A 15,106-nucleotide genomic window follows, 5' to 3' on the forward strand; every position below is an offset into this window, starting at 1 on the left:
TCCGGTCCGGCCACCCGGCTTGACCCTCGACCTGGTCGAGGCCCGAGAGTCCCCGGTATGGAGAGCGACCTGCGCAGCATCGGAGAGCTGGCCCGCGACAGCGGTCTGAGCGTGAGCGCCCTGCGCTTCTACGACGGGGCCGACGTGCTCGCCCCCGCCCGGGTCGACCCGCGCACCGGCTACCGCTGGTACGCGCCCGGGCAGCTCGCCGAGGCCCGGCTGCTGGCCCGGCTGCGCCGGGTGGGCCTGCCGCTGGCCGGCATCCGGGCCGTGCTCGGCGCGGACCCCGGCAGCGGCGCCGCGCACCGGGTGCTCGACGCGCACCTGCGCCGACTGGAGGACGGCCTCGCCGACGCGCGCCGGGAGCTCTCCCTGATCCGCCGACTGATCGACCAGAGGGAGAATCCGATGAACACCGCCCCTGCCGAACACCGCTTCACCGTCCCCGCCCCCGCGCTGGCCGAGGCCCTGGACGCGGTCCGTTTCGCCGTCGGCAGCGACCCCGAGCTGCCGGTCCTGTCCGGTGTGCTGTTCGACCTGGACGGCGGTCTGCTGCGGCTGGTCGCCACCGACCGCTACCGGATGGCCCTGGCCGAGGTCCCCGTCGACGCCCCCGGGGGTTCCGGCGCCGCCTCCGCCGCCGTGATCGTGCCGGCCGCGCTGGCCGACGCCCTCCGCGCGCTGCTCGGCCCCGCCGCCGGACCGGTGGAGCTGGCGCTCGACGGCGGGGCGGTGCGCATCGTGGTGGACGGTCACCGGATCGAGGGCGCCGCGCTCGACCACGACTACCCCGACTACCGCGCACTGGTCCGGCTGGACCCCGTCCGCCGGGTCGGCCTGCCCGCCGCCGACCTGCGCGAGGCGGTCGCCTGCGCCCCGACCCGCAGCCTCCCCTCCGGACCGGACGGCACCCACTGCGAGGTCGCCGTGCTGGCCGTCGACGAGTCCGGCCGTCTCACCCTCGTCGCCCCGGACGCCGACGCCGGTGTCAACGCCGGGGCCGACGCCGCCGCGCCGGCCCCGGGCGCCCTCCGGGTGGCGGTCAACCGCGACTTCCTCCTGGAGGCCCTCCCGGCCGGCACCCCGGGCCAGCTGGTCCTCGAACTCGGCGGCCCGATCGCCCCGCTCGCCATCCGCACCCCCGACCACCCCGGCACCTTCTCCGTCCTGATGCCGGTCCGCCTCCCGGCCGCCTGACCCGCCCCTCCCCGGGCTGTTTGCTGGTGCTAGCAGTGCGCTTGCAAAAGCAAGCAGCCTGGGGCAGGGTGGTCCCATGGCCTCCCTGAACGTCGGCTCGCTGGGCGAGTACATCCGCGAACAGCGGCGCAGCGCGCAGTACTCGCTGCGGCAGTTGGCGGAGGCCGCCGGCGTGTCCAACCCCTACCTCAGCCAGATCGAGCGAGGGTTGCGCAAGCCGAGCGCGGAGATCCTGCAGCAGATCGCCAAGGCGTTGCGGATCTCGGCGGAGACGCTCTACGTCCAGGCCGGGATCCTGGAGGAACGGCGCGGTGAGGGCCTGGAACTGCGGGCCTCGATCCTGGCCGATCCCCTGATCAACGAGCAGCAGAAGCAGGCGCTGCTCGCGGTCTACGACGCCTTCCTCAAGGAGAACGCCGCCGGGGGACCGCCCGGCGCGGACGAGGGTGCGGACGGGAGCGCGGACGAGCCCGAGGGCAAGGCACCCTAGACACCACGGGAGGACCGGCCGTGCCGATCACGGACGAGATCAAGAAGACCCTGACCGACCCGACCCCGCTGTACGCCCTCGCGGGCGCCGGGGAGCTCGCCTACGAGAAGCTGCGGGAGGTGCCGGGCAGGGTCGAGGCGCTCGCGGCGGACCGCAAGGGCACCCAGGAGAAGGCCACCGCCCGGCTGGCCGAGGCCCAGGCCCGGCTGGTCGAGGCGCAGTCGAAGGTCACCGACACGGTGACCGCGCTGCCGGCCGACCTCAAGGTGCTCCAGGAGAAGGCGCAGACCTTCGCGCTCCAGCAGGTCGGCCGCGCCGTCGAGCTGGCGGTGAAGGCCAAGGAGACCTACGACGGGCTGGCCGAGCGCGGCAAGGTCGCGGTCGACCGCGGGCGCGGCGCCGAGGCCGGTGCGGACGCCGCGGTCGCGGAGCGGGTCGACGCGGAGGTCGCCGAGGGCGAGCCGGTCGAGGGCGAGCTGGTCGAGGACGAGGCGCCCGCCGCCCCGAAGCGCGGCCGGTCCCGCAGGAGCGCGGAGTAGGACCGCGCAGCCCGGGGCGCATCGGGCGCCGCCGGGTCGTTGACGCCGTGGCGGACGCCCCGCCGTGCCAGGATGGACGGACGGGGTGCCGCAGCGAGACGAGGAGGCCGTGATGGGCGGAGTGGCCCAGATCCTGTTCCTGGACTACCTGAATCCGTTCTGGTGGCTGGCCGTCGCCATCCTGGGCTACAAACTGTTCGCGCTGATCGACGCCGCCACCCGGTCGGAGGACGCCTACCGAGCGGCCGACAAGAAGACCAAGGGCTTCTGGCTGGCGGTCCTCGGCATCGCGTTCGGGCTGGACCTGCTGTTCGGCGCGAACTTCCTGACCAGCTTCCTCACCCTGGCGGGCCTGGTCGCCGCGATCGTCTACGTGGTCGACGTCCGCCCGGCGATCCGGGCGCTGACCAACCGGGGCGGCGGCCGGGGCGACCAGCGCAACATGGGGCCGTACGGGCCCTGGTGACGGCGGAGCACGGCGCCCCGGCGTCCGGCGGGTCCCCCCCGCGCGGACGCCGGGGTCCGTCGTTTCCGGCGCAGGGTCAGCCCAGGAGCAGCCGGGCCGGGTTGCGCTCCAGCAGCAGCACCGCGACGTCGTCCGTCAGCGCGCCGCCGTTCAGCTCCTCGACCTCGGCGATCGCGCTGTCGACCAGCCGGCCCCGGGTGAGCCCGGCGGACTGGTGGTCGCCGATGAGGTCGGCCAGGCCGTCCTGGCCGAGGCGGCGGGAGCCGGCGCCGATCCGGCCCTCGATCAGGCCGTCGGTGTACAGCAGCAGCCGCCAGCCGGGGCGCAGCTCGAAGCGGTGGGCGGGCCAGACGGCCTGGCCGTCGTCGCAGGGGAGCAGGCCGAGCGCGGGGCCGGCGTGGTCGGCGGGCAGGCCGATCGGGGCGTGGTCCTCGCCGAGCAGCAGCGGGGGCGGGTGGCCTGCCAGGTGGATCCGGGCCTGTTCGGGGGCCTGAGGGGCAGTGGTGTCGCCGGGCTCGATGCTCAGCATGCAGAGCGTCGCGAAGATCTCGTCGCTGCGCCGTTCGTGTTCCAGCACGTGCTGGAGGGTGGTCAGCAGGGTCTCGCCGGTGAGGCCGGCGAAGACCAGGGTCCGCCACGCTATCCGCAGTGCCACGCCGAGCGCGGCCTCGTCGGGGCCATGGCCGCAGACGTCGCCGATCACCACGTGGACGGTGCCGTCCTCGGTGCGGACCGCGTCGTAGAAGTCGCCGCCGAGCAGGGCGCGGCGGCGGCCGGGGCGGTAGCGGCGGGTGAAGGAGAGGTTCGCGCCGTCGAGCAGCGGGGTGGGCAGCAGGTGGCGCTGCAGGCGGGCGTTCTCCTGGCCGCGCAGCTCGGCCTCGACGAGCCGGCGCTGCGACTCGTCGGCGCGCTTGCGCTCGACGGCGTAGCGCAGGGCGCGGGCCAGCAGCGGGCCGTCCGTCTCGTTCTTGACCAGGAAGTCCTGGGCGCCGGCGGCCACGGCGGCCGCCCCGAGTTCGGCGCCGGCGGCGTCGGTGAGGACCACGACGGCGGTGTGCGGGGCCCGGCGGAGCAGTTCGTGCAGGCCCTCCAGGCCGTCCGAGGGGTCGGAGGGGTGCGGCAGGTCGGCGGGGGCGGCGAGGTCGAGCAGCACGCAGCTGAAGTCGCCGCGGGCGAGGTCGGGGGTGCGCCGGCCGCGCCGGGAGCCGGACGAGGCGGGGGCGAGCAGGGCGAAGGCCTGGTCGAGGCCGCGGGTCCAGTGGATCTCGATCGGGGCGCCGCTGTCGGCCACCGCGGCCTTGAGCAGCTGGGCGTCGCTGGCGTCGTCCTCGATCACCAGCAGCCGGAGCGGCGCGGTGGTGGCGGACACGGGCACGGGGGCGGCCGGGCCGCTGGGCGCGGCGTCCGACCGGGGGTGGGGTATCGGCGCGGCCGTCGCGGCCGGGCCGGACGGCTGCCGGCGGGCACCGGGCCGGGTGTCCGGCGGGTCCGCGGCACCAGGCACCCGCCCGTCTCCCGTTGCGGGCATCGGCTGATCCTCCCTTTCCCCGCATGCGTAACGGCCGGCGTCCGTCCGCAGTGCCCGCTTGGCACCCTGCGTCGGGGAACTTCTCGCGACCATAACGTGATCTCCGGGGATTTCTCTGACCGACCGGCACCGTTGTGGCTATCGCCACGCCGGTGGCGGTGTGTTGGATGGGTGGGGACGCGGGTGGAGGCCCGCCCCGGCGGGTGCCGGGGCGGACGAGGAGAGGGGTTTCGGGATGGTGACGCGCATCACCCTGGTCGAGGGTGACATCACGGCGCAGCAGGTGGACGTCGTTGTGAACGCGGCGAACTCCTCGCTGCTGGGCGGCGGCGGTGTGGACGGTGCGATCCACCGGCGGGGCGGGCCGCGGATCCTGGCGGAGTGCCGCGCGCTGCGGGCTTCGCGGTACGGGCGGGGGCTGCCCACCGGGCAGGCGGTGGCGACCACGGCCGGCGACCTGCCGGCCCGCTGGGTGGTGCACACCGTGGGGCCGGTCTACCTGGAGGACGAGTACGAGGAGCGGGCGGGGCTGCTGGCCTCCTGCTACCGCGAGTCGCTCCGGGTGGCGGCGGAGCTGGGCGCGCGCACGGTGGCCTTCCCGGCCGTGTCGGCCGGGATTTTCGGGTGGCCGCAGGCGGACGCGGCCAGGATCGCGCTCGGCACCGTCGCGGCGGTGACGGCGGAGCCGGGGAGTGGGCCGGGGGAGGTGCGGTTCGTGCTGTTCGGGCCGGAGATGTACGGGGTGTTCGAGGGCGTCGGGCGGGAGCTGGGGCTGACGGGCCGGGGGTGAGTCCCGGCCGGGTCCCATGGTGGCGTGACGAGGCGTCAACACGCCAGAGATATTCGATAACTCGTTCGAGTGAAACCGTGGACTCGACCGCCGTCGGGCGGCCGGGGCGGAGTCCGCTACGGGGCGAGCGCCGTCCAGGGCAGGGTGACCTCGCCCTGCCGCCACCGCCCGCGCGCGTCCACCAGCGGCCACGCCCCGGCCAGCGAGGTGCAGGCCGCCACCCAGCGCTGCCGGGCGCCGAACGCCCCGTACGGCGCGGCCGCCGCCCAGGCGCGGTCGAAGTCGCGCAGGAAGGCGTGCACCGGCCGCCCCGGCACGTTGTGGTGGATCAGCGCCTTCGGCAGCCGTTCGGCCAGGTCGGACGGCCGGTCGAGGCCGCCCAGCCGGGCCGCGAAGGTCACCGTGCGCGGCCCCTCCGGGCCGAGCGCCACCCAGACGTGCCGGCGGCCGATCTCGTCGCAGGTGCCCTCGACCAGCAGCCCGTCCGGGGCCAGCCGGTCGCACAGCCGCTCCCAGACCCCGGCCACCGCCGACTCGTCGTACTGCCGCAGCACATTGGCGGCCCGGATCAGCTGGGCGGGCGCGCCGCCGTCCAGCGGGACCTCGAAGCCGCCGCGCCGGAAGGTCAGCAGCGGCGGCACCGCGTAGGGGAGCGCCGCGGCCACCCGGGCCGGTTCGATCTCGATCCCGACCACCCGGACGTCCGGCCGCACCGCGCGCAGCCGTCCGGACAGCTCCACGGCCGTCCACGGCGCGGCGCCGTACCCGAGGTCGACGGCGACCGGCGGGTTCCCGGCGGAACGCAGCGCCGGTCCGAGCGCGTGGGCGATCCAGCGGTCCATCCGGCGCAGCCGGTTGGTGTTGGTGGTCCCCCGGGTGACGGTGCCCACCGGCCGCCCGGTCCGTCCGCGGGCGGGCGCGGTCACGGTGTCGGGGGAGGAGGCGGCCATGCCCCACAGGGTACGGGGCCCGCGGCGGCCGTCGGCGGCGTGGCCCATCTCATGCCGGGGCCCGGGAATGCCGGTCGACGATCGCGTGGTTGGCAGACTGATGGTGATGTGTGCCCGGACGGGGCGCGGCAGGCCGGCGCGCCGGGGCGGCGCCGCGGGCGTGCGGCGCGCGGGCGTGGCGCACGCACCGCCAGCAGGCAGAACAGCAGACAGCAGGCAAGCAGGGCTGCTGAGGCGGGAAGTACACGAGGAGGCTTCAGCCAGGTGATCCAGCACCCCGTCCGTTCGGTACGCCGTGCCCAGCCGGCCACGCCCGCGCGCGGCCGGCTCCAGTCGCTCGTCCAGGGCGGCCGGCGCCGCCCGCGCCGGATAGCCATGCTCAGCGTCCACACCTCCCCGCTGCACCAGCCGGGGACGGGCGACGCCGGCGGCATGAACGTCTACATCGTGGAGCTGGCCAAGCGACTGGCCGAGCTCAACATCGAGGTCGAGGTGTTCACCCGGGCGATCTGCTCGGACGACGCGCCCACCGTGGAGCTGGCCCCGGGCGTGCTGGTCCGGCACGTCACGGCGGGCCCGTACGAGGGGCTGCTGAAGGAGGACCTGCCGGCCCAGCTGTGCGCCTTCACCCACGGCGTGCTCCGCACCGAGGCCGGCCACCGGCCCGGCCACTACGACCTGGTCCACTCGCACTACTGGCTCTCCGGCCAGGTCGGCTGGCTGGCCGCCCAGCGCTGGGGCGTGCCGCTGGTGCACACCATGCACACCATGGCGAAGGTGAAGAACGCGGCGCTGGCCGAGGGCGACACCCCCGAGCCGCCGGCCCGGGTGATCGGCGAGACCCAGGTGGTGGAGGCGGCCGACCGGCTGATCGCCAACACCACCGAGGAGGCCGCCGAGCTGGCCCGGTTCTATGCGGCGCGCCCGGACCAGCTGGCCGTCGTCCACCCGGGCGTCAACCTGGACGTGTTCCGCCCGGCGGCAGCGGGCACCGCGGAGGCCCGCCGGGCCGCCCGGGCCCGGCTCGGGCTGCCCGCCGACGCCGCGGTGCTGCTGTTCGCCGGCCGCATCCAGCCGCTGAAGGCCCCGGACGTGCTGCTGCGCGCGGTCGCGGTGCTGCTGGAGCGGCGCCCGGAACTGCGCGAGCGGCTGGTGGTGCCGGTGGTCGGCGGCCCCTCCGGCACCGGGCTGGCCAGGCCGGAGAGCCTGCACAAGCTGGCCGCCCAGCTGGGCATCGGCGACGTGGTGCGGTTCCACCCGCCGGTGGGCCAGGCGCTGCTCGCCGAGTGGTACCGGGCCGCGACGGCGCTGGTGATGCCCTCGTACAGCGAATCGTTCGGGCTGGTCGCGCTGGAGGCGCAGGCCTGCGGCACGCCGGTGGTGGCGGCCGCGGTCGGCGGTCTGCCGGTCGCCGTCCGGGACGGTGAGACGGGCACCCTGGTCGACGGCCACGACCCGGTGGCCTGGTCGCACGCGCTGGAGCCGTACGTCACCGACCCGGAGCTGGTGGCCCGCCGCGGCGCCGCGGCGGCCCGGCACGCGGCCGGGTTCGGCTGGGACACCGCCGCCGCGACCACCGCCGAGGTGTACGCCGGCAGCCTGGTCCGGTCGCTCGGCCGGCTGGCCGGGGCGCGTCAGCGGCGCGGCTGACCGCGCGCGGCGGTCGCGGCCCGGCGGTCGCGGCCGGCGCACTGCTGCGCACGGGCGTACCGCCGAGTAACGTCACCCCCATGGCAATCCGCACCAAGGACGAGGCCCTGACCCTCCTGCGCACCGCCCTGGACGAGGCCGGGGTGGCCTGGGAGCCGGCCCCCACCGACCCGTACACCCTGGTGGCGGCCCTCCCGGGCACCCGGAAGCTGAGCACCACCTGCGCGCTGCGGGTCGGTGACCACACCCTGTCGGTGAACGCCTTCGTGGTCCGCCGCCCGGACGAGAACCACGAGGCGGTCTACCGCTGGCTGCTGGAGCGCAACACCCGGCTCCACGGCGTGGCGTACGCGGTGGACCGGCTGGGGGACGTCTACCTGGCGGGCCGGCTGCCGCTGGAGGCGCTGACCCCGGACGCCGTGGACCGGCTGCTGGGCACGGTGCTGGAGAACGCCGACGAGCCGTTCAACACGCTGCTGGAGCTGGGTTTCGCCACCGCGATCCGGCGGGAGTGGGAGTGGCGGACCAAGCGCGGGGAGTCGACCCGCAACCTGGCCGCCTTCGCCCACCTCGCCGCCCCGGCCACCGAGCCGCCGGCCGCCGGGCCCCCGGCCGTCGAGCCGCCGGCCGCCGGGTAGCCGGCGGGGCGTCAGCCGCCCGTCGCGGCGGCGCGCTCCGGTTCGGCGGCCGGTGCCGCGCCCGCGCCCGGGGCCGGGGCCGCCGCCACGGTCGCCGACTTCGCCAGCGCCGCCCCCGGCCGCCGGCCGAGCAGGACGTACCCGCCGGCGGCCACCGTGCCGAGCACCGCGCACGCCCCCCACATCACCCCGCTGCCGGCCCGCTCCAGCAGCACCCCGCCCGCCGCCGGGCCGAGGAACGAGGCGAGCGACCAGGAGAGCGAGTAGACGCCCTGGTAGCGGCCGCGCGCCCGGGCCGGCGACAGCTCGGCGACCAGGCCCATCATGGTCGGCGCGTTCAGGATCTCGCCGAGCGTCCAGACCGCGACCGTGAACGCGTAGAACCAGGCCGAGGAGCCGGCCAGCGCGGTCAGCCCGAAGCCCCAGCCGATGAACAGCGCGCTGGCGACCAGCAGGGCCGTCCGGTCCCGGCCCTCCATCCACCGGGTGACCGGGATCTGCAGCACCACGATGAGCAGGCCGTTGAGCCCGATCACCAGGCCGTACTGGGTGGAGCTGATGCCGGCCCGGCCCATGTCCACGGCCAGCGTGGTGGAGCCCTGCTGGGCGACCAGGGCGAGCAGCAGGTTGAGCGCCACCACCGCCATGAAGCGGGTGTCCCGGAACACCGCGAGGAGGCCGATGGCCGGCGGGTCCGCCGGCCCGCCCGGAACCGCGGCCGGCGCGTCCGGCCTGGTCTCGGGTATGCGCACGAAGATGACCACCGCGCAGACCACCGTGGAGAGGGCGTCCAGCAGGAAGAGCGTCAGGTAGCCGTGGGTGGCGATCAGGCCGGCGGCCGCCGCGGAGAGGCCGAAGCCGATGTTGATCGCCCAGTAGTTCAGCGCGAAGGCGCGCACCCGGTCCTCGGCGGGCACGATGTCCGCGATGATCGCCGAGGTGGCCGGCCGGGTCGCGTTGTTGCAGAAGCCGACCAGGAAGGCGACCGCCGCGATGGTCACCTGCCCGTCGCTGAAGCCGAGCAGCGCGGTGAACAGGGCGGTGCCGAGCTGGGCGGCGACCAGGGTCGGCCGCCGTCCGATCCGGTCGGCCAGCACCCCGGCGACGACGGAGGCGATCGCCGAGCCCAGGCCGAACAGCGAGGCCACCAGACCCGCGTACGAGGCCGAGTAGCCCCGCTCGGTGGTGAGGTAGAGCGCCAGGAAGGTGACCACGAACGCGCCCAGCTTGTTGATGAGCGTGCTGGTCCAGAGCCACCAGAACTGGCGGGGGAGCCCGCTCACCGCCTCGGCGACGGCTCTGGAGGCGCGGGCGGGCAGGGACCGGTCGGGCATGTGGGGGCTCCCGGGGCAGGCGGACGTCCGCTGAGCCGTACGGGCAGGACCGCTCAGCGCGAAGGTAAGAGTCTCTGGCGCGGAGCACACCTTACATGTCGGACGAGGTCCCCACCAGGGGGTTTTCCGGGCTCCACTAAGCTGGGGGCCATGGCTGACACGACGTACCGACTCATCCTGCTCCGCCACGGCGAGAGCCAGTGGAACCAGAAGAACCTGTTCACCGGTTGGGTCGACGTCGACCTCAACGAGAAGGGCGAGAAGGAGGCCGCGCGCGGTGGCGAGCTGCTCGCCGCCGAGGGCTTCCTCCCGGACGTGCTGCACACCTCGCTGCTGCGCCGTGCCATCCGCACCTCGCAGATCGCCCTGGACAAGGCCGACCGCCACTGGATCCCGGTCAGCCGCAGCTGGCGCCTGAACGAGCGGCACTACGGCGCGCTCCAGGGCAAGGACAAGGCCCAGACCCTGGCCGAGTTCGGCGAGGAGCAGTTCCAGCTCTGGCGCCGCTCGTACGACACCCCGCCGCCGGTGCTGGCCGACGACGCCGAGTACTCGCAGGCCGGCGACGCCCGTTACGCCGAGATCCCGAGCGAGCTGCGTCCGCGCACCGAGTGCCTCAAGGACGTCGTCGACCGGATGCTGCCGTACTGGTACGACGCCATCGTCCCGGACCTCGCCGCCGGCCGGACCGTCCTGGTCACCGCCCACGGCAACAGCCTGCGCGCGCTGGTCAAGCACCTCGACGGCATCTCCGACGCCGACATCGCCGGCCTCAACATCCCGACCGGCATCCCGCTGGTCTACGAGCTGGACGCCGACTTCAAGCCGATCGTCAAGGGCGGCCGCTACCTCGACGCCGACGCGGCCGCCGCCGCGATCGAGGCGGTCAAGAACCAGGGCAAGAAGTAGGCCACTTGCCGGTACGGCCCCTCACCTGCGCGTTCGGCGCCGGTGAGGGGCCGTTGTCATCCCCGGGCCGTCTGTGGGCCGTCAGCCTTCGTGATCTTGCACCCCGAAGACCCCTTCGATCGCCTTCCGGGCCGGTACTCGCTGACCACCTTGATGCTCCCCCCGGCGGCATCGCCCTGCTTCGAACCGTCGACCTGCCGAACAGGCAGTCAGGCGCGCTCTTTGACTGCGCAATGGGGCGTGTCCTGGCCATTCGACCTGACACGGCAGCGGGCTAGGATCCTGCCGCGGTCGGCCGGGTCGCGGTCGGCAGACCAATGGGAGGGGATCATGCGAGGGCGGATGGGAATCGTCAGAGTTGTCGCGGCAGCCGCAGTGGCGGTGGGGTTGCTGACGGGGGTGGGGGCTGCGCCGGCGAGCGCACAGCAGGCGTATCCGCTGCGCAATCACAACAGCGGGAAGTGCCTTGAGATAGCGGACTGGCGCACCGACCCTGGAGCGCCGGCCCGCCAGTGGGACTGCACCGGTGGGGCCAACCAGATGTGGCTGGCAGTCCCGGACTCCCGCGGAATGCGCTTCGTCAATGTGAACAGCGGCCAGTGCCTTGAGATTGCGGACTGGCGCACCGACCCAGGTGCCCCGGCCCGCCAGTGGTACTGCACCGGCGGGGCCAACCAGGGATGGCAGTATATGGAGATCGGTCCCGGGATCCCGCCCGACCCGGACATCGCCGAGTACCTGCTGAACCGGAACAGCTTGATGCTCCTGGAGATCGCGGACTGGCGTACCGACAACGGTGCCCCTGCCCGGCAGTGGCACGCCTCCGGCCGGCAGGCGAACATGGAGTTCGACTACTGCTACCCCTGGGTCAACTGCTCCTGGTGACTGCCTGCCGCACGGACAGCCGGGTGCGCTTGAGCAGGTCAGTCAGTTGGGAGCCCTTGGCCGGCCCTGCAGAGCCGACAGGCTGGACCCCGGGCGAGAAGTAGGCCGCACCGCCCGTCGAGGGCCCCGTTCCCCGTTCCGGGGGGCGGGGCCCTTTGCGTTCAACTCGCTTGCGGCTGCCGCGAGTTCGGTGTGCCGCAAAATGGTTCAGACCATTGACGGCTCCGGTGGCGGCTCCTACCGTGTGAGCACCGACCCGGCGCAGGCATGCCCAGCCCCCACGCGCGCGTGTCCGCGCCCGGCGCACTCTCCATCCACCCCCACGGAGGAGCACCATGCGCACACGTCATGTCGTCGGAGCCGTGATCGCCGCCCTCGCGGTGCCGGTCGCGGTCGCCTTTCCGGCGCAGTCGCACGGCTACATCACCACCCCGCCCAGCCGGGCCGCGCTCTGCGGCGCGGGCACGGTGACCAACTGCGGCGCGATCCGCTGGGAGCCGCAGAGCGTCGAGGGGCCGAAGGGCTTCCCGACCAGAGGCCCGGCCGACGGCGCCATCTGCGCCGGCGGCAACGGCCGGTTCGCCGAGCTGGACGACCCGCGCGGCGGCGCCTGGCCGGCCACGGCCGTCTCGGCGGGCCAGCAGCTGACCTTCACCTGGCGGTTCACCGCCCGGCACGCCACGTCGGGCTTCCGGTACTACCTGACCAAGCCCGGCTACGACGCCAGCCAGAAGGTCACCCGGGCCAACCTGGAGCTGACCCCGTTCCTGAACGTCCCCTACAACGGCACCCAGGTGCCCAGCACGCTCAGCCACACCGCGACCCTGCCGTCCGGGCGGACCGGCCACCACGTGGTCGTGGCGGTCTGGGACGTCGCGGACACCGCCAACGCCTTCTACTCCTGCTCGGACGTCAGGTTCTGACGCCCGGGCCGTCCGGCGGCACCACCGCCGGGCGGGCGCACGCCCAACGGACCCCGTCGGCGCTCCGGCGGTGAGGAGACCGGGGTGCGCGGCCGTCTCCCACGGCAGCCGTGCACCCCGGAGCTCCGCGGCGGCACCGGGGGTAGGTCGGGCGGACGGTTCTCAGCGGCCGCAGCAGCCGCCGTCGACCCCGCCGCACTGGCAGGGCGCGCCGGACTGGCAGCCGCAGCCGCAGCCCGGTCCGCAGCCGCAGCCGGCCGCGAGGACGGGCAGCAGCCGCGGGGCGGGTGGTTCGATGGTCTCGGGAGTCGATGCCGGGCCGGTCGGGTTTGCCTTCATCGCGCGGACCCCTCCTTCTGACGGGCACGCCTCGGTGCCCACGGCTTCGAGTGAAACCGCCGACCGGAGGGAGCGTCAACGGGCGCGCAGTGGTGGGGAGTCCGGTCGCCCGTGCTCCCCCACCACCCCCGGTCCCGGGTTTACTCACCCCTGGGAAGGAACGCCGTCCGACGACGGGAGGCGGCCGGATGTCACTCCGCCTCGGCGGCGGCCTCGGTCGCCGCGACGAACTCCTCCACGTGCTCGCCGGTCACCAGGTACACCACGCGCTTGGCCACCGAGACCGCGTGGTCGGCGAACCGCTCGTAGTAGCGGCCGACCAGGGTGACGTCCACCGCGGTCTCGATGCCGTGGTGCCAGCGCTCGTCGATGAGGTGCGCGAACAGCTCGCGGTGCAGCGCGTCGATCGCGTCGTCGTCCTGCTCCAGCTCCAGCGCCTTGTCGACGTCCTTGGTGGCGATCACCAGGCCGGCCTTGGCGACCAGGCGCTGGGCGAGCTGCCCCAGCTCCAGGACCGTCGAGTGCAGGTCCCTGGGGACGGCCGACTCGGGGTAGCGCAGCCGCGCGACCTTGGCGACGTGCTGGGCGAGGTCGCCGCAGCGCTCCAGGTCGGCGCTCATCCGCAGCGAGGTGACGACGATGCGCAGGTCGGTGGCGACCGGCTGCTGACGGGCGAGCAGGTCGATCGCCCGGTTCTCCAGCTCGTGGTGCAGGTCGTTGATCTTCTCGTCGGCGGCGATCACGCTCTCCGCCAGCGCCAGGTCCGCGTCGAGGAGCGCGGTGGTGGCCCGGCCGAGTGCCGAACCGACCAGCCGGGCCATCTCGACCAGGCTGTCGCCGATCGAGTCGAGTTCCTCGTGGTACGCGTCGCGCATGCTCTCTCCTCAGTAGCTGTGTCGGTGGCGGTGCCGACCGGCCGCCCGGTACGACGGTCTGACCGACGTGCGGACGGCCGCTGCTGGTGGCGCGCATCGTACGCGCACACCCGGGGCGGCGGGCGGCCGTTTCGGCCGGGCCGCTCCTCCCACACGGGCTCCGGCGCCCACTCTGGGCCGTCCGGGCGACCACGCACGACCCGTTCGGTGAATCGGTGGCTACCTGAAGGTGAATTCTCGGCAACGCGTGGCCGATCCCTTGATCGAGCCCTTGGGGAGCGCCCGCACCGTGCGCTTAGGCTGGCCGTATGGACGTGAACGTGGCCGCCGCCGCTGCCTGCGCCATAGCCGGGCTCGGCGTCGGCCTCACGGCCTCGGTCGCCTTCCGTTGGAGCGAGCGCGAGCAGGCCAGGGGCAGGTACGGCGGAACCAATCGGAACCAGGGCCGTACCCAGGGCCTGGGCCCCGCGCAGGAACCCCCGCTGCCGCCGGGGGTCGACACGGTCCTCTCCGTGCTGCGGTCCTGCGCGATCGTGCTCGGCGAGGCCGACGACGTGGTCAAGGCGAGCTCGGCCGCGTACGCGATGGGCCTGGTGCGCGGCGGCGCGGTCGCCGTCGACCAGCTGCTCGCGCTGGCCCGCTCGACCCGCCGGGACGGCGAGATCCGCCAGCTGGAGCTGGAACTGCCCCGCCCGGGCGCGGCGCGCGCCGCCGAACCGCTCGCGGTCTCGGCCCGGGTCGCCCCGCTCGGCTCCCGGCTGGTCCTGGTGCTGGTCGAGGACCAGACCGAGCGCCGCCGGGTGGAGGCCGTCCGCCGCGACTTCGTCGCCAACGTCAGCCATGAGCTCAAGACCCCGGTCGGCGCGCTCTCGCTGCTCTCCGAGGCGGTCGCGGACGCGTCCGACGACCCGGAGGCGGTGCAGCGCTTCGCCGGCCGGATGCAGATCGAGGCGACCAGGCTGGCCAGCCTGGTGCAGGAGATCATCGACCTCTCCCGGGTCCAGGACGACCGGCTGATGGTCGACCCGGAGCCGGTCGCGGTGGACGAGCTGATCGCCGAGGCGATCGACCGCTGCCGCCAGCAGGCCGCCGCCAAGCAGATCCTCATCGCGGCCGGCGGCATCGCCGGCCTCTACCTGCACGGCAACCGCGGCCAGCTCGCCGCCGCGCTCGGCAACCTCGTCGAGAACGCCGTCAACTACAGCCCGCCCCGCACCAGGGTCGCTATCGCCACCCGCCGGATATCCAGCGCCGCCGCGCTGGGCGAGGCCGACGGCGAGCTGATCGAGATCTCGGTGACCGACCAGGGCATCGGCATCTCCGAGAAGGACCGCGAGCGGGTCTTCGAACGCTTCTACCGGGTCGACCCCGCACGTTCCCGGCAGACCGGCGGCACCGGCCTCGGCCTCTCCATCGTCAAGCACGTGGCCGCCTCGCACGGCGGCACCGTGTCGGTGTGGAGCGTCGAGGGCCAGGGCTCCACCTTCACCCTCCGCCTGCCCGCCGGGCAGGCCCCCGTGGACCGGCCCCGTGCGGGGGAGTCCGCGGTACCCCTGTCAGAAACAACCCCCCAGCTTGCCCCGGAGGCCTGAT

At 74.5% G+C, this 15,106-nt stretch carries 16 protein-coding genes; 11 read left to right on the forward strand and 5 right to left on the reverse strand.

Annotation, left to right across the window (positions count from 1 at the left end):
• Nucleotides 1-57: 57 nt before the first annotated feature.
• The 4 genes from ACFZBX_RS25580 (at nucleotide 58) to ACFZBX_RS25595 (ending at nucleotide 2,692) form a co-directional block, all read left to right on the forward strand.
• Nucleotides 58-1,197, forward strand: a complete 1,140-nt coding sequence (locus ACFZBX_RS25580) for a MerR family transcriptional regulator (protein ID WP_391536129.1) — start codon at nucleotides 58-60, stop codon at nucleotides 1,195-1,197.
• Between the two features lie 76 nt (nucleotides 1,198-1,273).
• A complete protein-coding gene (locus ACFZBX_RS25585; protein ID WP_380755096.1) occupies nucleotides 1,274-1,687 on the forward strand; it encodes a helix-turn-helix domain-containing protein in 414 nt (137 codons plus the stop codon).
• Nucleotides 1,688-1,707: 20 nt separating this feature from the next.
• Nucleotides 1,708-2,226, forward strand: coding sequence for a hypothetical protein (locus ACFZBX_RS25590; protein ID WP_391536130.1), 519 nt, complete (start codon nucleotides 1,708-1,710; stop codon nucleotides 2,224-2,226).
• A gap of 112 nt (nucleotides 2,227-2,338) precedes the next feature.
• On the forward strand, nucleotides 2,339-2,692 hold the full coding sequence (locus tag ACFZBX_RS25595; RefSeq protein ID WP_391536245.1) for a DUF2516 family protein: 354 nt from the start codon (nucleotides 2,339-2,341) through the stop codon (nucleotides 2,690-2,692).
• 76 nt (nucleotides 2,693-2,768) lie between these two features.
• On the opposite strand, the gene ACFZBX_RS25600 is transcribed toward ACFZBX_RS25595, so the two are convergent.
• On the reverse strand, nucleotides 2,769-4,220 hold the full coding sequence (locus ACFZBX_RS25600) for a PP2C family protein-serine/threonine phosphatase (RefSeq protein ID WP_391536131.1): 1,452 nt from the start codon (nucleotides 4,218-4,220) through the stop codon (nucleotides 2,769-2,771).
• Nucleotides 4,221-4,458: 238 nt separating this feature from the next.
• Here ACFZBX_RS25600 and ACFZBX_RS25605 point away from each other — a divergent pair, with 238 nt between their 5' ends.
• Nucleotides 4,459-5,010: an O-acetyl-ADP-ribose deacetylase gene (locus tag ACFZBX_RS25605; RefSeq protein WP_391536246.1), complete on the forward strand. Its 552-nt coding sequence runs from the start codon at nucleotides 4,459-4,461 to the stop codon at nucleotides 5,008-5,010.
• Between the two features lie 116 nt (nucleotides 5,011-5,126).
• Here the strand turns inward: ACFZBX_RS25605 and ACFZBX_RS25610 are convergent, their stop codons facing one another.
• The gene (locus ACFZBX_RS25610; protein WP_391536132.1) at nucleotides 5,127-5,960 is read right to left on the reverse strand and encodes a class I SAM-dependent methyltransferase; all 834 of its coding nucleotides are present in this window, start codon (nucleotides 5,958-5,960) and stop codon (nucleotides 5,127-5,129) included.
• 267 nt (nucleotides 5,961-6,227) lie between these two features.
• On the opposite strand from ACFZBX_RS25610, the gene mshA reads away from it, so the two are divergent.
• Together mshA and ACFZBX_RS25620 are read left to right on the forward strand one after the other, a co-directional pair.
• Nucleotides 6,228-7,610: a D-inositol-3-phosphate glycosyltransferase gene (gene mshA / locus ACFZBX_RS25615; RefSeq protein ID WP_391536247.1), complete on the forward strand. Its 1,383-nt coding sequence runs from the start codon at nucleotides 6,228-6,230 to the stop codon at nucleotides 7,608-7,610.
• An 80-nt stretch (nucleotides 7,611-7,690) separates the two neighbouring features.
• On the forward strand, nucleotides 7,691-8,248 hold the full coding sequence (locus ACFZBX_RS25620) for a YbjN domain-containing protein (RefSeq protein WP_391536133.1): 558 nt from the start codon (nucleotides 7,691-7,693) through the stop codon (nucleotides 8,246-8,248).
• An 11-nt stretch (nucleotides 8,249-8,259) separates the two neighbouring features.
• Here ACFZBX_RS25620 and ACFZBX_RS25625 read toward each other — a convergent pair whose 3' ends face one another.
• A complete protein-coding gene (locus tag ACFZBX_RS25625) occupies nucleotides 8,260-9,582 on the reverse strand; it encodes an MDR family MFS transporter (protein ID WP_391536134.1) in 1,323 nt (440 codons plus the stop codon).
• A gap of 150 nt (nucleotides 9,583-9,732) precedes the next feature.
• On the opposite strand from ACFZBX_RS25625, the gene ACFZBX_RS25630 reads away from it, so the two are divergent.
• From ACFZBX_RS25630 to ACFZBX_RS25640, 3 genes are all read left to right on the forward strand, one after another.
• A complete protein-coding gene (locus tag ACFZBX_RS25630) occupies nucleotides 9,733-10,491 on the forward strand; it encodes a phosphoglyceromutase (protein WP_391536135.1) in 759 nt (252 codons plus the stop codon).
• A gap of 342 nt (nucleotides 10,492-10,833) precedes the next feature.
• Nucleotides 10,834-11,376: an RICIN domain-containing protein gene (locus tag ACFZBX_RS25635; RefSeq protein WP_391536136.1), complete on the forward strand. Its 543-nt coding sequence runs from the start codon at nucleotides 10,834-10,836 to the stop codon at nucleotides 11,374-11,376.
• 335 nt (nucleotides 11,377-11,711) lie between these two features.
• Nucleotides 11,712-12,299, forward strand: a complete 588-nt coding sequence (locus tag ACFZBX_RS25640; RefSeq protein WP_391536137.1) for a lytic polysaccharide monooxygenase — start codon at nucleotides 11,712-11,714, stop codon at nucleotides 12,297-12,299.
• A gap of 162 nt (nucleotides 12,300-12,461) precedes the next feature.
• Here the strand turns inward: ACFZBX_RS25640 and ACFZBX_RS25645 are convergent, their stop codons facing one another.
• Both ACFZBX_RS25645 and phoU read right to left on the reverse strand, forming a co-directional pair.
• The gene (locus ACFZBX_RS25645; protein ID WP_391536138.1) at nucleotides 12,462-12,638 is read right to left on the reverse strand and encodes a hypothetical protein; all 177 of its coding nucleotides are present in this window, start codon (nucleotides 12,636-12,638) and stop codon (nucleotides 12,462-12,464) included.
• Between the two features lie 191 nt (nucleotides 12,639-12,829).
• Nucleotides 12,830-13,513, reverse strand: coding sequence for a phosphate signaling complex protein PhoU (gene phoU / locus ACFZBX_RS25650; RefSeq protein ID WP_391536139.1), 684 nt, complete (start codon nucleotides 13,511-13,513; stop codon nucleotides 12,830-12,832).
• A 308-nt stretch (nucleotides 13,514-13,821) separates the two neighbouring features.
• Between phoU and ACFZBX_RS25655 the strand changes: the two genes are divergently transcribed.
• Complete coding sequence (locus ACFZBX_RS25655) at nucleotides 13,822-15,105, forward strand: sensor histidine kinase (RefSeq protein WP_391536140.1); 1,284 nt, start codon at nucleotides 13,822-13,824, stop codon at nucleotides 15,103-15,105.
• Nucleotide 15,106: the final 1 nt, after the last annotated feature.

This window comes from Kitasatospora sp. NPDC008115, from assembly GCF_042957205.1.
Classification (GTDB): Bacteria; Actinomycetota; Actinomycetes; order Streptomycetales; family Streptomycetaceae; genus Kitasatospora.

Excerpts from the sequence above, each read along its gene's own strand:
- ACFZBX_RS25580 (WP_391536129.1), top strand. The coding sequence starts at position 58 with ATGGAGAGCGACCTGCGCAGCATCGGAGAGCTGGCCCGCGACAGCGGT.
- ACFZBX_RS25585 (WP_380755096.1), top strand. The coding sequence starts at position 1,274 with ATGGCCTCCCTGAACGTCGGCTCGCTGGGCGAGTACATCCGCGAACAG.
- ACFZBX_RS25595 (WP_391536245.1), top strand. The coding sequence starts at position 2,339 with ATGGGCGGAGTGGCCCAGATCCTGTTCCTGGACTACCTGAATCCGTTC.
- ACFZBX_RS25600 (WP_391536131.1), bottom strand. The coding sequence starts at position 4,220 with ATGCCCGCAACGGGAGACGGGCGGGTGCCTGGTGCCGCGGACCCGCCG.
- ACFZBX_RS25610 (WP_391536132.1), bottom strand. The coding sequence starts at position 5,960 with ATGGCCGCCTCCTCCCCCGACACCGTGACCGCGCCCGCCCGCGGACGG.
- ACFZBX_RS25620 (WP_391536133.1), top strand. The coding sequence starts at position 7,691 with ATGGCAATCCGCACCAAGGACGAGGCCCTGACCCTCCTGCGCACCGCC.
- ACFZBX_RS25625 (WP_391536134.1), bottom strand. The coding sequence starts at position 9,582 with ATGCCCGACCGGTCCCTGCCCGCCCGCGCCTCCAGAGCCGTCGCCGAG.
- ACFZBX_RS25630 (WP_391536135.1), top strand. The coding sequence starts at position 9,733 with ATGGCTGACACGACGTACCGACTCATCCTGCTCCGCCACGGCGAGAGC.
- ACFZBX_RS25635 (WP_391536136.1), top strand. The coding sequence starts at position 10,834 with ATGGGAATCGTCAGAGTTGTCGCGGCAGCCGCAGTGGCGGTGGGGTTG.
- ACFZBX_RS25640 (WP_391536137.1), top strand. The coding sequence starts at position 11,712 with ATGCGCACACGTCATGTCGTCGGAGCCGTGATCGCCGCCCTCGCGGTG.
- ACFZBX_RS25645 (WP_391536138.1), bottom strand. The coding sequence starts at position 12,638 with ATGAAGGCAAACCCGACCGGCCCGGCATCGACTCCCGAGACCATCGAA.
- phoU (WP_391536139.1), bottom strand. The coding sequence starts at position 13,513 with ATGCGCGACGCGTACCACGAGGAACTCGACTCGATCGGCGACAGCCTG.
- ACFZBX_RS25655 (WP_391536140.1), top strand. The coding sequence starts at position 13,822 with ATGGACGTGAACGTGGCCGCCGCCGCTGCCTGCGCCATAGCCGGGCTC.